General features: G+C 42.3%; 7 protein-coding genes and 2 pseudogenes. 2 read left to right on the forward strand and 7 right to left on the reverse strand.

What is annotated here, in order from left to right; all coding sequences use genetic code 11:
- Window positions 1-7 precede the first annotated feature (7 nt).
- Both HMPREF9007_RS09420 and HMPREF9007_RS09415 read left to right on the forward strand, forming a co-directional pair.
- Window positions 8-1645, forward strand: a complete 1638-nt coding sequence (locus HMPREF9007_RS09420) for a C69 family dipeptidase (RefSeq protein WP_008762217.1) — start codon at window positions 8-10, stop codon at window positions 1643-1645.
- Window positions 1646-1777: 132 nt separating this feature from the next.
- A complete protein-coding gene (locus HMPREF9007_RS09415; RefSeq protein WP_008762218.1) occupies window positions 1778-3523 on the forward strand; it encodes a phospho-sugar mutase in 1746 nt (581 codons plus the stop codon).
- A 305-nt stretch (window positions 3524-3828) separates the two neighbouring features.
- Here the strand turns inward: HMPREF9007_RS09415 and HMPREF9007_RS09410 are convergent, their stop codons facing one another.
- From HMPREF9007_RS09410 to HMPREF9007_RS09380, 7 genes and pseudogenes are all read right to left on the reverse strand, one after another.
- Complete coding sequence (locus HMPREF9007_RS09410) at window positions 3829-5004, reverse strand: DUF418 domain-containing protein (protein WP_008762219.1); 1176 nt, start codon at window positions 5002-5004, stop codon at window positions 3829-3831.
- A 9-nt stretch (window positions 5005-5013) separates the two neighbouring features.
- Window positions 5014-6063: an acyltransferase gene (locus tag HMPREF9007_RS09405; protein ID WP_032850522.1), complete on the reverse strand. Its 1050-nt coding sequence runs from the start codon at window positions 6061-6063 to the stop codon at window positions 5014-5016.
- An 84-nt stretch (window positions 6064-6147) separates the two neighbouring features.
- Window positions 6148-6711: a Crp/Fnr family transcriptional regulator gene (locus HMPREF9007_RS09400; RefSeq protein ID WP_008762221.1), complete on the reverse strand. Its 564-nt coding sequence runs from the start codon at window positions 6709-6711 to the stop codon at window positions 6148-6150.
- A 6-nt stretch (window positions 6712-6717) separates the two neighbouring features.
- Window positions 6718-7506 (reverse strand): NAD(+) diphosphatase, encoded by a 789-nt coding sequence (gene nudC / locus HMPREF9007_RS09395; RefSeq protein WP_008762222.1) that lies wholly within the window; start codon window positions 7504-7506, stop codon window positions 6718-6720.
- Window positions 7507-7592: 86 nt separating this feature from the next.
- Window positions 7593-9191, reverse strand: a pseudogene (gene abc-f, locus HMPREF9007_RS09390) (ribosomal protection-like ABC-F family protein).
- A 356-nt stretch (window positions 9192-9547) separates the two neighbouring features.
- On the reverse strand, window positions 9548-12373 hold the full coding sequence (locus HMPREF9007_RS09385) for a glycoside hydrolase family 2 TIM barrel-domain containing protein (RefSeq protein ID WP_008762223.1): 2826 nt from the start codon (window positions 12371-12373) through the stop codon (window positions 9548-9550).
- 13 nt (window positions 12374-12386) lie between these two features.
- Window positions 12387-14980 (reverse strand): annotated as a pseudogene (locus HMPREF9007_RS09380) (glycosyl hydrolase 115 family protein).
- Between the last annotated feature and the right edge of the window lie 44 nt (window positions 14981-15024).

Genomic DNA, 15024 nt, shown 5'->3' on the forward strand with positions numbered 1-15024 from the left:
ATTATATATGAAGAAAAGAATCATTCTATCTGCTGTCCTGTCTTTGGCGGCTCTGGCGAATTCTTTCGCTTGTACGAATCTGATTGTTGGCAAAAATGCCTCGACTGACGGTTCGACTATTGTTTCCTATTCGGCCGATTCGTATGGTCTGTTCGGTGAGCTTTATCATTATCCGGCTGCTACATATCCCAAAGGGACGATGTTAAAAGTCTATGAATGGGATACGGGTAAGTATTTGGGCGAAATCGAACAGGCACGCCAGACTTATAATGTGACTGGCAATATGAATGAATTTCAAGTGACTATCGGTGAAACCACCTTCGGCGGACGTCCGGAACTGGCAGATTCTACCGGAATCATCGACTACGGAAGTCTGATTTATATCGGATTGCAACGTTCACGTTCTGCCCGCGAGGCGATCCGTATCATGACTGATTTGGTACAGCAATATGGCTATTATAGTGGAGGGGAATCGTTTACGATTGCCGATCCGAATGAAATCTGGATTATGGAAATGATCGGTAAGGGACCGGGGGTACGTGGTGCTGTCTGGGTGGCTGTACGTGTACCGGATGACTGTATTTCGGCTCATGCCAACCAATCCCGTATCCATCAGTTTGACATGAACGACAAAGAAAACTGTATCACTTCTCCGGATGTGATTTCCTTCGCTCGCGAGAAAGGTTACTTCAATGGAGTGAACAAGGATTTCAGCTTTGCTGAGGCTTATGCGCCCCTTGATTTCGGTGCCCGTCGCTTCTGCGAAGCCCGTGTGTGGAGCTATTTCAATAAATTTACTGACCATGGAAATGACTATCTTCCTTATATCGAAGGAAAGACAGATACTCCGATGCCTCTTTTCGTAAAGCCGAACCGTAAACTTTCCGTACAGGACGTGAAAGATATGATGCGTGACCACTACGAAGGAACACCGCTTGATATTTCCAATGATTTCGGTGCCGGTCCTTATAAAACCCCGTACCGCCTTTCTCCACTGAATTTCAAGGTAGGTGATAAGGAGTATTTTAACGAACGTCCGATTTCGACTCAACAAAGTGGCTTCGTATTTGTTGCACAAATGCGTGCCAACAAGCCGGACCCCATAGGCGGAGTTCTTTGGTTTGGAGTGGACGATGCGAATATGGCCGTATTTACTCCTGTTTATTGCTGTACGACGAAAGCTCCGTTATGCTATACACGTGTAGATGGCGCAGATTACATCACTTTCTCCTGGAATTCCGCTTTCTGGATTTTCAACTGGGTGTCTAATATGGTCTATCCACGTTATGATCTGATGATCGGTGACGTGCGTGCAACTCAGAAAGAGATGGAAACGACCTTTAATAATGCGCAGGAAGGTATTGAAGAAATGGCAGCCAAATTGCTGGCAAAAGATAAGAATGCCGCAATCGCTTTCCTGACTAACTATACTAATATGACCGCCCAGAGTACTTTTGATACTTGGAAGCAACTGGGCACTTTCCTGATTGTGAAGTACAACGACGGAGTAGTGAAGCGCGTGAAGGACGGACAGTTTGAACGGAATTCTATCGGACAGCCTGCCGGTGTCATTCGTCCGGGATATCCGAAGGAGTTTCTGGAGGAATATGTGAAGCAGACAGGAGAGAGATATTTGGTGAAATAGTTGTCAATTATTCATTAAATAACTAGGATTTATAAACTTATTCTTTTACATTTGTGTGCTCAAGACTTGGCATATATTCAAGGATTGACAGAGAATAGAGAAATAATCATTAACCAATAAACAATAATCGAAATGGAAAATCAGGAACTTATCAAGCAGGTCACTGAGAAAGCCGAAAAATGGCTGACCCCGGCTTATGATGCCGAAACTCAGGCTGAAGTGAAACGCATGTTGGAGAACGAAGATAAAACAGAATTGATCGAAGCATTCTACAAAGATCTTGAATTTGGAACGGGTGGTTTGCGTGGTATCATGGGAGTAGGTAGCAACCGTATGAATATCTATACGGTAGGTGCTGCTACACAGGGCCTTTCCAACTATCTGAAGAAGAACTTCAAAGATCTGTCTCAGATTTCTGTAGTGGTTGGTCACGACTGTCGTAACAACAGCCGTCTGTTCGCTGAAACTTCTGCCAACATTTTCTCTGCTAATGGCATCAAAGTATATCTGTTCGATGATATGCGTCCGACTCCGGAAATGTCTTTCGCTATCCGTCACCTCGGTTGCCAGAGCGGTATTATCCTGACTGCTTCTCACAATCCGAAAGAATACAACGGTTACAAAGCATACTGGGATGATGGTGCGCAAGTACTGGCTCCGCACGATGCTGGTATCATTGATGAAGTGAATAATATCGCTTCCGCTGCTGATATCAAGTTCCAGGGTAATCCGGATCTGATTCAGATCATCGGTGAAGATATTGACAAGATTTACCTCGATATGGTGAAGACAGTTTCTATTGATCCGGAAGCTATCGCCCGTCATAAGGATATGAAGATCGTTTATACTCCGATTCACGGTACAGGTATGATGCTGATTCCGCGCGCTTTGAAGATGTGGGGATTCGAAAATGTATTTACTGTTCCCGAACAGATGATCAAAGACGGTAACTTCCCGACAGTAATATCTCCGAATCCGGAAAATGCCGAAGCGCTTTCTATGGCTGTCAATCTGGCTAAAGAAATTGATGCCGACCTTGTGATGGCTTCCGATCCGGATGCTGACCGTGTAGGTATCGCCTGTAAGGACGACAAGGGTGAATGGGTACTGATCAACGGTAACCAGACTTGTATGATGTATCTTTACTATATTCTGACTCAGTACAAACAGTTAGGTAAGATTAAGGGTAATGAGTTCTGTGTGAAGACTATCGTTACTACCGAACTTATCAAGAAGATTGCTGATAAGAATAACATCGAAATGCTCGACTGCTACACCGGATTTAAATGGATCGCACGTGAAATCCGTCTGCGTGAAGGCAAAAAGAAATATATCGGTGGTGGTGAAGAGAGTTACGGCTTCCTTGCCGAAGACTTCGTACGTGATAAAGATGCCGTATCAGCTTGCTGTCTGATTGCAGAAGTAGCTGCATGGGCAAAAGATAACGGTAAGTCATTGTACCAGTTGTTGCTGGATATCTACGTAGAATATGGATTCTCCAAAGAATTCACAGTGAACGTAGTGAAACCGGGCAAGAGCGGTGCTGAAGAAATCAAAGCTATGATGGAAAACTTCCGTGCTAATCCTCCGAAAGAACTGGGTGGCTCCAAGGTGATTTTGAGCAAAGACTATAAGACGCTGAAACAGACAGATGCAGAAGGCAAGGTGACTGACCTTGATATGCCGGAAACATCTAATGTGCTCCAATACTTCACTGAAGATGGAAGCAAAGTTTCAGTTCGCCCGTCGGGAACAGAACCGAAGATCAAATTCTATATGGAAGTACAAGGAGAAATGGGTTGTCGCAACTGTTTCGCTTCTGCTGATGCTGCTGCAATGGAAAAGATTGAAGCAGTGAAGAAGTCATTAGGTATTTGATTCCGTTCTTCTTCTGATATTTCAGAATAGAGAAACAATAAATAACGCCTCCATAATCTTCGAGACTATGGAGGCGTTTCTTTTATGTAACCGCCTTTTCATCGGTCTTTCATTTCCTTTGCATTCTTTAAGTTCCCTTTCTAATCCTTCTTATGGAAATCTTGTTCTATCTAAATCATCTCAATTTAAACATGCAGGCTACGGGGATACACGGTTTTGTTGATGCTTTAGAGTGATACGTAACGTTTCATTTTCATAAGTTGTTCGTTTGTAGTTTGTGTGTACTTCGTGGCCTGCTTTCTTCATTATTTCTTAGCTCCCAACCAAGTCCATTTGTGCCAGATGGTTTCCAATGGTCCTTGTTTGTGCTTCGACAGCCACCATTTACAGAACTGTACCTGTAATAGGAACAGAATGATTCCGATAATCAGACTGAGCGTATATCCGCAATAGGGAGCCAGATAAAATCCGAATGGGAAGTAGATGATAGCTCCCATAATAGATTGTGTGATGTAATTAGTCAGACTCATTTTTCCGTAAAAGCGCAGGTTGGAAACGGTTTTCTGGAACTTAGCCTTCTGATAAAGTAAGATGAAGGAAGCAATCAGTACGATGGTAAATGCGAATTTCTGCCACATATCGAAAGCTGTCCCTACGGTCTGTTGAATCAGGCTGCTGTCACTTTGCATGATCTGCTCTTTCAAAGAGTAAAGCGGAGCGAAACTGATAGCTGCAATGATCAGTGCTTTGGTCCAGAATTTCAGATGAGACTCGGAAGTGATGAACAGTTCTTTGCGTCCGATGTACAGACCGAACAGGAAAAGTCCGGCAGTCTGCAAGAAACGTCCGGCACCAATGGCCCAGAACAAGCTTGCTTTCTGTCCTAATGTGACGTTGCCAATGAGGAATTCCCAAAAAGTTCCGTTTTTGGTGTAATCTGCCACTTCGCTATACATGGCTCCGACATTCAGATCGGGCAGGGTATAGGCAGGATTGAACAGACTCATTATATAATGGAACCATTCAATAGGCTGTAATGAAAATAAGATAGCAGTGATTAAAATAGCCTTATCGCTCCATTTGCGTACAATAAATAATATGATACCGACAACAACAAACAGAAGCAAAACATCTCCAGCCGGAAAGAAAGCCGCGTTAAGAGTGGCAAAACCGGCAAGTAAAACCAGTCTCCATAAAAAACGGTAGCCGAAATCTTTTCCTTTCAACTGCTGATTATGTGATTGGATATAGAAAGTAAATCCGAAAAGCAGTGCGAATATGGCATAAGATTTTCCGGCGAACAGTGAAAATACTGCATTAAACACTCCGGCATCTAAAATGCTAAGCCATTCGGGAGAACTCTCCGGATAAACAGGGAAAATGAAATGTTCCAGATTATGTACCAAGAGGATGGCCATAACTGCAAATCCTCTGAGGGCATCTACTACTTCAATTCGTGGTGTCTTTTTTAATAATTCCATGGGTTTGATTTATGATTGTTTTTTAGTTAGTATTCGTTTTACCCATTTATTGGCGGGCTTTTCGAAATAATAGTAAGAAAGTAAACTAAGTATAATGGTGATACCGAAAATGAGGGGAACACTGATCATCCATGACACCTGCCATTGATAGAGCGCTGCCATTTTCGTATATGTGAGTATAATAAACAAATGTATCAGGTAGAAACTATAGCTGATTTCTCCACCTATTATCAGAAACCGATTGGATAATAGCCGGGATATACCTCCCTTCTGGAAGGCAAAGATGAGTATCATCAGAGAAACAGGTAACCAGTAATAGCAAGAATAACGGTATACTTTAGGTATATCTGCGGCACAAAGATAAAAAAGAAGAAATAAAGCGACGGATGCTACTTCCAAGAATGTTCCCGTGGAAGAAGAAATCTTTTTATTGTGTAATGACTGATAGATCTGATAAAGCAATACTCCTACAAAAAAGTCCGGCAGGCGGGTGATGGGATTGACATACCAATATGCTTTGATTTGTTCGTCGGCAGTCAGATACATACCTGCCAGCATGACCGGAAGACAGATTGAGAGTACAACCAATAGTTTTCGCCTGCTGTTTAAGAAAGGAATCACGAAAGGAAAGCAGAAATAAAATAACTGTTCGCACCCCAAGCTCCATGAAGGACTGTTGAAAGAGAAAAAATAATCGGCAGAGGGGAAGAAGGGCTGTAACAGAAAGGTAGAGGCGACAAAGTGTTTGATCCAGTCCGTCGTATCGCTATATTGAACATATCCTCCTATACATGCGGCAATTAATAGTGTAAGTAGATGCAGGGGATAAATGCGGGCAATACGTGCTACCCAGAACGTGCGTTTAGTAGTCGTTTTTGTCAGTAGTTTTTCCTGATAATTGTAGGCAATAATAAACCCGCTGAGGACAAAAAAGAAACTGACTCCGACAAATCCTTCTTTAAAGAAGTGGGCATCGAAACTTGTATCCAGTACATAACAATGTGCTCCGAATACCATCAAGGCAAAGAATATTCGTAAAGATGTTAATGTGTTGATCACGACGTTTATCTGTTTCTTTTTTGTATTCGGCTGTAAAAGTACAGTTTTTCTGTGATATAAAAATTCACATAGATTAAAAAGAACTCAGGATTCGGAGCGCAGGCGGCTTAAATGTTGTGGAGTCATCCCAAGAAAGGAAGCTATATATCCCAGTTGGGCACGGTGAATTACATCCGGCTGTTCGCGTAGAAGTTGTTCGTAGCGTTCTTTGGCCGGTAGGTATAGTCGGTTTATGTGGTGTATGTCCATGTAGAGCAGACATTCCTGATGGATAATGCGTCCCCAGTTGGCAATTTCGATATTTGTTTCATAAATCTGATTTAATTCATCAATGCGTATGGCATATAGTTCGCAATCTTCCAGTAACTCTACATATTCGTATCCCGGTTGGTTGTGGTATAAGTCTTTCATGGCAAAAGTGATATCGCCTTCGCGTGAGAACCAGATCGTGATTTCTTCACCGTCACGCAGGCAATAGGAGCGGCAAAATCCTTTCTCAATAAAGTAGACGTGACGATCTGATACTCCGCCGTGTATCAGTAAGTGTTTCTTTGGCAATTCCAGCTTTTTCATGTGGCTGAAAAGCATTTCCAGTGAGCTGTCAGATACCGGATAATATCGGCGGATTCCTTTGATGATGTTCTCCATGTCTGTTTATTTGTGGGAGCATTCCAGCCACCAGTCGATCATTTTCCGTGCCAGGCTCAGTTTTCGTGGAAGTTCCGGCAAATTATCTCTTGTATAGAAATCACCGGAGCTTAATTCTTCTTCTTGCAATTTGATTTCTCCTCCGGCATAATCGGCAATGAATCCTACCATTAATCCGCTGGGGTAGGGCCAGGGCTGGTTGCCGAAATAAGTGATGTTCTTCACGTCCAGTCCGGTTTCCTCTTTCACTTCGCGGGCTACACATTCTTCCAGTGTTTCGCCTGTTTCGAGGAATCCGGCTACAAGGCTGTTGAATCTGCCTTTAAAGTTGCGGGCATGAACGAGAAGTATGGAGTCGACTTTGCGCACTAAAACAAGGACGGCTGTCGAGATAGCCGGATACACTTCACGGCCACAACTCGGACAGCGTTTCATGATGGATTCTTTTTGTTCCATCGGAGTGCCGCAAGCCGAGCAGAACAGACTGTTTCTGTCCCAATGCAGTATTTCGTGGGCTTTGCCTGCTGCCTGGTAATGTCCCAGCGGGAGGTATTCGTAAGAAGCGCGAAGCCCTATCATTGCATATTGTTCTGTCTCTTCAATAGGTTGGGATACGGAATAGGCTTTGCAGTTTCTTCCTTCCAGTGTGGTGATATTGTGTACTGTAGTCTTGTCTTTGATAAGGATAGGAGGAATTTCTCCACAGGGAATGGCAAATGTACCGTTCCCCTCCTTTTCAAGCAGTAGTTCATCTTTGTAAAAGACAAACCACAGGGATTCAGCTGTTTGATTCATTTTATATTTTTCTATTTTCTTCGCGCTGCGAAGTTATAAAAACTGTATCGATATATGTAGGGTTTACCGGATAAAATATGAATAGATTAACTTAAAAATATACTTTGTTCCACTCCAATCTCTTGAATGAAATAATTATCGTGTGAGATGGCTATCACAGTACCTGCATAGTTTTTGATGGTAGCAGTAATAATTTCGATGCTTTGTATATCCAGGTTATTGGTCGGTTCGTCCAGTATAAACATATCGGGCATATTATTACTGATCATCAGGCAACAAAAGGCAAGTCTCATTTTCTCTCCGCCGCTTAGCTTCCGGCAAGATTTATCCCATTCGGAAGCCGGAAATAAATATCGGTTCAGAATAATCTTTATTTCGTGCTCCGGCAGGTTGCGGCCATTGAAGGCATAGGCTTGTTCCAAAATACTGTTTCGATCATTGATGATCGAATATTCCTGATTCAGATATACATAGGTGAAATTTGCCTGTATGAGCGTGCCTTTCAGTGGTTGGAGTTGTCCGGTTATGATTTTCAGCAGAGTTGTTTTTCCGCTGCCATTGCCTCCTTCTATACGAAGGCGGTCTCCGCTTTTCAGCTGAAAACTGAGAGGAACTTGCCAAAGTTGTGGCTGATCGGGATGATAACCGAAGTTAATCTCCTTTGCCGTAACCAGTATTTTACCGGTATGAAGTCCGGAACTGTTAAAGTCAGTCTTTAGTGCAGCTGTCGGCGAGAGTGAGCTTCGGAGTTGGTTACGCTCGTCAGTTAACTTTTCGGCTTTTTCCTGATGTGCACCGCTTAGTTTGGCAGTGCTCTTTTCCGATTTGCTTTGTAAACTGTTCAGTACAATACGCGGAACACCTTTTTTCAGGTTTCTTTTTTCACCACGTACATTCTGTTTATCCCTCCGTTCAGCTGTTTCGCGGGCTACCTTGCGGGCAGTGCGGAGTGCTTTCTCTTTTTCTTCGATGCGTTGTTGCAAGGCTTCTTGCATCAGTGTTTTTTGTTCTTTATAAAATTCATAGTTTCCACCGTAATAGCTGATCTGATGCTTTTCCAGTTCACATATTTCGGGAAGAAGATTCAGCAGTGTACGGTCATGGCTTACTACCAACAGCGTGGAACGCCATTTTTCCACCCAGTCATACAGACGTTGTCTGCCTGACGAATCGAGATGATTGGTCGGTTCATCCATCAGTATGACGGACGGATTATGAATGTCCATACCTGCGAGGAATACACGTGTCTTTTCTCCTCCGCTGAGCAGATTTATCGGGTAGGATAGTGGGAATTGGCCCAATCCCCACGAATCGAGGGCGGCGACGGAACGTTCTTCTATATTCCAGTCGTCGTTCAATATGCTGAAATTTTCTATTGAGGCATCTCCCGCAAGGATAGCATGTAGTGCTTTCTGCTTATGGTCTATCTGTAAGGCTTACGCGATGGTCAACGAATCATATTGCCCGAAATGTTGGGGAATATAATAGAGGTCGTCCGGTCGGACGATGACGCCGGAAGAGGGTGTTAATTGTCCGGCAATAATTTGCAGCAGGGTAGATTTGCCACAGCCGTTATTGCCGACTAATCCTAACTTCTGCCCTTTACTGATGGCAAAGTTAAGGTCACTGAATAATACTTCTTTATCCGGATGGATATAGCTGATTTGTTGAATACTAATAGGCATGATGGTCTATTGGGTTTGAGGTTGAAAACTGGGTGAGGATAATCACGGGGCAGGGGAACGACAAACACAATACTGGCTAAACAACACGAATTTCGTGATGCTTAACGATAAAGAAAAAGCATAGATGAAAAGTGATGTTTACTAGAGTGTTGTCTTACTTAGAAATTCTCATTGTGGTAAGTATATAGTTTAATTTGGGCGCAAAGATAGTACTTTCTTTTATAATATTGTTGGGTTTTGGCTGGAAAAATGGATTCTTTGAACTAATTCAGAATATGGAATAAAAAAATGAAGAGCAGAGACTACAATTAAAAAATGTCCCGCTCTTCATTTTCACTACCTACTTTATTAACTTATTACATCTTTTCCACTCGAAAATCAAACCATAATTTCATTTTAAAACCGTCATCCCCTTTTTTAATGCGAATACTGCTTGGCTGACTGTGGGGACCAAGTTCAGGAATGGATTTTCCGGAACGCATGGCGGGAATATCATAAAGAAAAGAGATGTCACCTTCCGGGAATTCCCACATTGTGTTTTCACCATTACGTCGATGGACAGGTTCCAGCGGAGTAAATACACGGAAGAACAAGCCATCACTTTCAGAGTAAACAGTGAAAGGTACGCGATCTGATTCTAATGTTGCCCAATAAACATTGGCATGATAACCTTTGAATTCCGGATAGATTAAATGATCAAAACTTTCACCGGTTATGGTATTATTGTATTCTTTCTCCCAAATGCCATAATTGGTACCTTTTATACGATTCTTCCATACACGGTAAGGGCCACGTCCCATCCATTTCATGCCTTTCACTTCTTTTTCCGGAAAAGAGAAAGTGAGCCCGAGATTATATATTTTCTTATCAAAGAAGGCTCCCTCAAAACCATGACCTTTAGGATCATTCAGCAGTACAGCTTCCATACCTAATAATCCGTCTCCGGACATACGCCAGACAATTGAATCTATTCCTCCTTCATATTTGGCAATGTAACAGGCGTCATTACCTTGCATGTACTCATAGCCTTCTTTAAAATTAGCTTTCATACCGACAGGTAATGGACCGTTATTTAACGGGATGATTTCATCCTTCTGTTTTATTTCGATAAGTATCCCATTTCTAAAGGTGGCAGAGATACCATTAGCAAACAAAGTGACCTCTCCATTCTGCTTTTTAATACTTGCGGATGAAGTACTAATATGTTTATTATATTGCATTGCAAAATATTCATTGGCATATTTGATTGGCCAAGTCCAATTGCAGATAGAATGTCCCTGTTTATCATAAGCTTCCAGTTCCAGCACATCCCCTTGGAAAAAAACAGCAGGTAATTTCATATGTACCTTGCCGGTTTCACCCGGAGCAATATCCGGAAGGGGCACTGCACCTTCGGAAAGCAGCGTTTGTGTCCCCTTCTTTAAAGGTGATGAAATGGAATAGACTCGATATTTCATACTGCACTCTTTCAGATTCGTAAAAAGATAGTTGTTGCTTATCATGAAATCTCCTTTAAAAGATGGGGTGATAAAGAGGTTCTGGAATTGTATAGGTGCCCAGACTTCACGGACGGTATAAAAACTTCCTTCTTTTTCCCGTCTGGGGCCTACAATGCCATCCGGACCGTTAGGACCATCCGAGTCCAGACGCCCTCCTTGGTCGGTCCTTTTAACGGCTTCATCAACGTATGTCCATAAAAATCCTCCTGCAAATAAGGGATTAGACTTATAGCTATCCCAAAAATCATCCAGGCCGGCTCCTTGTCCGCGATCATAAAGTCCATGTAGAAATTCGGTAGGCATAAATACATTATATCCGTTTGCCAAGCGGTAAGGACCTGTTTGATAAGCTGGATAGTGATGAGTATCAAGCCCGTTGAAATCAGCCCACGGATGGATGACATGACGTTTCTGCGGATCATAATCTGCAAAGTGGGCATCTATATTTTTATTCCATCCTCCTTCGTTTCCATTACTCCACATAAAGATACAGGGATGGTTTACATCACGGTTTATCATCTCAGACAGTAATTTTAATCCTGTTTCCGTGTCATAGCTATTCTGCCAGCCGGCAAGTTCGTTCAGATAGAATATGCCAAGCGAGTCACATATTTCCAGGAAATGTTTGTCGGGAGGATAATGAGAACGTACGGCATTCATATTCATTTCTTTAATTAATAAGGCATCTTGCAGGCTGAGTTCACGGTTTGTTGTACGTCCGCCATCAGGATGAAAACTATGACGGTTGGTTCCCTTTACTATAATTTTGGTTCCATTGACATAAATGCCGTCCTTGGGGCGGAACTCAATGGTACGGAATCCGATACGCTCTTCATGGATGTGGACAATTTGCTTCTGAGGATTGATAAGTTCCAGCTTTAAAGTGTAAAGATTGGGGTTTTCACAGTCCCATGTCTGAATGCCTTTCCATTCTGTAGTTATAGTTTGTATTTCATCACTGTTCAGTGAAATGATTTGCCTGCCAATACTTGTCTTACTGTCTACAGGAGTAATTGTTGCCGCTACTGAATAGTCTTGGGAAATATTTCTCAGATGTAGCTCTGTTGCTAGTTTTCCATTTGCCATCGCGTTTACTGCGATACGTTCGATATGTGTTTGGGGCATGGCTTTGAGGTATACGGGCCGATAAATACCGCCATAGAGCCACCAGTCTGCACGTCGTTCGGCAGCATTCACTGATTTATTGGCAGATTCTTTCCATACCTTTACTTCCAGATTATTCTTTTTTCCAAAATTTAGTTTATCTGTTATGTCATAGCTAAAACGATAGAAACCGCCTTGGTGAATGTCGCCTGCCGGTATGTCGTTTATTTTCACTTCAGTATCTGTCATTACTCCTTCAAAAACAATACTGACTTGCATATCTTTCCATTTAGCGGGTACCTTGAACTGATATCGGTATAGCCCGGTTTCATCGCTGGGTTTAGCTCCTTTATTCAAATAGAAACGTCCGTAAGTGTATTCGCCAAACCCTTGTAATTCCCATTGCGAAGGGATCTCTATCTTGCTCCATTTGCCACTGTTCATGCCTGCGGAACAATAAAACTCCCATGTCTTTGTGTCTTGATATCCGCTTCCCGACAGATATTGGATTTCCGTAGTCTGTGCATTTACAGCTAAGGAGAATAAACAACTTAAGATTATAAAAATAAATGTTTTCATATAGGTTCATTCTTTAATATTGATAGGTTGGTTCTATAGGGAATACATAAAACTGTCTTTCCGGTTTGAAATCAATCATCCATTGGTCTATTAATACATGATTGTCTAAAGCAGTAATGGATAGAGTGTGCATTCCTTTTGTCAGTCTGTGCTTGGTATTTCTTACTGCTTGTCCGCGAAGAACATTCTGCTTCCAGGATTCGGTACGAAAACCTTCTTTAAAGGAACATATCTGAGGCGTTTCACCATCTATGCTGACACTAAAGCGAATATCTCCTTTATCGTTCGGCTGTGTCGGGATGACGGCTGTACGCAGAATAGCCTCTCCTTCCCATGCACTTTCAAAATCAAAGGTGATTGTCTTTCCTTTTGGTAGGGATACAGCGTTCATGCTGTGTCCCAATGACTGAATGACGATCACCCCGTCTGTTGCTTTGGTATAGTTGCAAGCATTGGCAACAATACATTTGTCTTTTGATACCTCTTTCAGGGGGAGCGACTTGGTACTTTCAGGAAAAGTATATTGCTCAATTTCCTGATCAGTTAACCATATAGGGAGGGTAGGCGGATAAAATACGTATAAATCACGTGGATTGTAACACATGGAATATTTCCATTTACCACCGGCTAATTTATGATTATAATAATCTGTCAAGTCACGAATTTCCTGATAGGCTTTGATACTTTTTGCACAAGCATTCATCAATTGGCTTTCACGAGTCCACAAGTTAGTATCACAACTTCCCGGAAAAATGCAGCGCGCCCTTTGTGCTTCCAGCATTTTAGTACTCATAGCTGCTGCACCGAATACAGGATATTTAATTTGTGCAAAGAAAGCGTCTTTTCTCTCTTGAGGAATGATCGGTTCTACTTCGGACAGGATTCTTTTTATTGACTCATAAGATTCCAGATAACGGTCTAGTTCTCCACCGAATTCAGTGAGACTGAAATCTGTATTTTTGATTGGAGACCATCCTTTTATATATTTCTTTTTATCCAGTTCTACTTGGTTCCAGCCCATAAACTCTGGCTTGCGGATACCGCACAGACGATAAAATTCCAGCATGGCCGGCAATAACTTTTCTCCCGCTTCTGTACCGAATTCGCGGCAAAGCCAATTTTTCTGATGCTGTACGAGGGTAGAGGGAGATACAGAGTTGATGTCCCATGCCATATCCAGAAAAAGCTCCAGGTCATAGGCTGCAGGTTTTAAATCATGCACATTGACAATCCACAGACGACGGGCATTGCAATCATAGGCTTGTTTCATTTCACTATAGACCAACCCCGGTTGGGTAGTGCATAGCCACATATAGTCATGCGGACGTCCCCAATAGCTGAGATGATAATATACACCGGCACCTCCGCTGCGTTTTTGCTGTTCCTGGTCACTCAGACGAGTCATGTAGCCATAATTGTCGTCACACCATATGAGTGTAATATCATCGGGTACCTGTAAACCGTTCTCCATAATCTGAAGTACTTCTTTATAGGGAACAAAAGCCTGTGGGATTTTCGCTACATCCTTTTTTTACATATTTAGATAATAAGGTGCGTTGGTCATTTATAACTTGCTGCAAAGCATCGGTTTTTTCCTGAAGAGTTTTTACTCCTTCCATACCGCTGTCGTGAATACCTCTCATGCCTATCGTATAGAAGTTTTCATAGCGTCCGGCTTCTTTCAAGCGTTCTGTCCAATAGGACTGTACACTTTCACGATTCGTAATATAATTATACTCGCCTCGTTCGCTGACTTTCCATTCACCTACATTATTACGCATCAAAGGTTCACAATGAGAAGTGCCGATAACGATACCGCAGCTATCGGCAGCCTCTTTGGCTCCTGGTACAAAGTAGAAAGGAGTCGTAATTCCGTGCATACCCGGCCAGATGGCGTTGGCACGAAGACGCATCAGCAGCTTGAAAATCTCCTTATAAGTACGGGCACCGATTCGTCCTTTTGTGTCAGACGGTTCGAAGTTTTTCCAACTCCAAGGTTGTAAACTCCAGTCTTCGTCATTCAAAAAGATTCCACGATACTCTACTGAGGGGCTTTGAAAGGTTGTATAATCGGCAGGCAATGTTAATTGATTTTTCTTTATGGGTGTGACGTCTCCCCACCATACCCATGGAGACACACCGGCTAAACGTGACAATTCGAGTATTCCGTAGGCAGTCCCTCTGCCATCACTGCCTACCACCAGCAATTGTTTCTTATTGGAGCTTTCGGTAACTTTGATAAAAAAAGCATCCTTTTTACTCATAAGGCTATCTACAGGAACATCCTGTTTAAGAAGTTCTTTCAGTGCAGATCTATTCTTGTCCAATTGTACAATTTTAATAGCTGTATTTCCTGTATGAGTTTTTTTGAGGTAATACTCCTGTCACTTGTTTCATGTCACCGGTAAACATATCCAGTGCAACTGTCACCACAGGTGATACGGATTTTGATACGGAATAGGTGATCGCTTGTTTTCCATTGTACCAGACAAACTCACCCTCGTTGTGATTTGCCGCGGTGCAAACAATCCGATTTCCGAAAAGAAAAATTGAACAGAAGCATATCGCTATAAACGACTTTCTGTTTCCATAAAAATTAGATTTCATAAGCCAACCTTTTTAAATTAGACATTAGAGTTTTAATGTCACAA

Source organism: Bacteroides sp. 1_1_14 (assembly GCF_000162515.1).
GTDB classification, from domain to species: domain Bacteria; phylum Bacteroidota; class Bacteroidia; order Bacteroidales; family Bacteroidaceae; genus Bacteroides; species Bacteroides thetaiotaomicron.

Bases quoted from the DNA above. Each gene is read 5' to 3' on its own strand.
- HMPREF9007_RS09420 (WP_008762217.1), top strand. From the start codon at position 8: ATGAAGAAAAGAATCATTCTATCTGCTGTCCTGTCTTTGGCGGCTCTG.
- HMPREF9007_RS09400 (WP_008762221.1), bottom strand. From the start codon at position 6,711: ATGGAGAACATCATCAAAGGAATCCGCCGATATTATCCGGTATCTGAC.
- nudC (WP_008762222.1), bottom strand. From the start codon at position 7,506: ATGAATCAAACAGCTGAATCCCTGTGGTTTGTCTTTTACAAAGATGAA.
- HMPREF9007_RS09415 (WP_008762218.1), top strand. From the start codon at position 1,778: ATGGAAAATCAGGAACTTATCAAGCAGGTCACTGAGAAAGCCGAAAAA.
- HMPREF9007_RS09410 (WP_008762219.1), bottom strand. From the start codon at position 5,004: ATGGAATTATTAAAAAAGACACCACGAATTGAAGTAGTAGATGCCCTC.
- HMPREF9007_RS09385 (WP_008762223.1), bottom strand. From the start codon at position 12,373: ATGAAAACATTTATTTTTATAATCTTAAGTTGTTTATTCTCCTTAGCT.